Below are 1,043 nucleotides of genomic sequence, written 5' to 3'. Positions count from 1 at the left end.
GTGAAAGCCTGCGCAATGTCCGCCACCACGAAGAAGCTAACCGGGCAGCGATTGTGGAGTCGCTTCGTGTCCTGCTGGATGCTTTCTCACCACAAAATCTGCTGCGCCGCTTTGTGCAGTACCGCCGCAGCCATGAACTGCGCCAGCCGCTGGATGATGCCGGAGCATGGCAAATGTACAGCCATTATTACGAAGAACTGGCCTCCGATCGCCAGCAGGGGTTTGAGATGCTGTTTAACGAGGTCTACGCCCAGGTCTATGACCGGGTGCTTCGTGAAAAACAGCGGGAGCCGGAAGCATGAACAGGAAGGCGTTTCTGGCCTGCGTGCTGATGTGCGTCATATTAACCGGCTGCGAAACGGCGAAAAAAATCAGCGAGGTGATCAAAAACCCGGATATCCAGGTCGGGAGCCTGAAGGAGCAACCTTCGGAAATAACCGTCACCCTGCTGACTGAACCGGACACCAATACCAATGCGGAGGGTGAATCAGCCGCCGTGGATGTGCAACTGGTGTACCTGACTGACGACTCAAAATTGCTGGCAGCCGACTATGACCAGATAGCCAGTACGCCGCTACCGGATGTGTTGGGTAAAAACTATATCGACCACCAGGATTTCAACCTGTTGCCGGACACCATCAAAACCCTGCCGCCGGTAAAGCTGGATGAGAAAACGCAGTTTATTGGTGTCGTGGCCTATTTCTCCGATGACCAGGCCACTGAATGGAAACAAATCGAGACGGTGGAAGGAACCGGCCACCATTACCGCCTGCTGGTGCATGTACGTCAAAGCAGCATCGAAATGAAAAAAGAGGATGAATAATTATGGCAACCACCCGCAACAAGGTGATGTGGCAGGAAGGGATGCTGATGCGCCCACACCATTTCCAGCAACAGCAGCGTTACAACGACTACCTGGATAACCAGCGTTTCCGGGCCATGAATGATTTATCCTGGGGATTTACCGAACTCACCCTCAACAATGAACTGCTGGCGCAGGGTAAGATCATGATTGACAGCGCGTCAGGCACACTGCCCGACGG

At 53.8% G+C, this 1,043-nt stretch carries 3 protein-coding genes; all 3 read left to right on the top strand.

Annotated features, from left to right (window positions below):
* The coding region (locus tag RTW80_RS25860; RefSeq protein WP_312720931.1) for a type VI secretion system-associated FHA domain protein at positions 1-302 on the top strand (302 nt) is incomplete at its 5' end.
* A complete protein-coding gene (gene tssJ / locus RTW80_RS25855; protein ID WP_001080149.1) occupies positions 299-823 on the top strand; it encodes a type VI secretion system lipoprotein TssJ in 525 nt (174 codons plus the stop codon). The genes RTW80_RS25860 and tssJ, both read left to right, overlap by 4 nt.
* A gap of 2 nt (positions 824-825) precedes the next feature.
* On the top strand, positions 826-1,043 hold a 218-nt coding region (gene tssK, locus RTW80_RS25850; protein WP_160519745.1), incomplete at its 3' end, for a type VI secretion system baseplate subunit TssK.

This window comes from Escherichia sp. AM3 (assembly GCF_032029835.1).
Classification (GTDB): Bacteria; Pseudomonadota; Gammaproteobacteria; order Enterobacterales; family Enterobacteriaceae; genus Escherichia; species Escherichia coli.
Note: the sequence above shows the minus strand (reverse complement) of the source record. Positions and strands in the feature narration are given on the sequence as shown.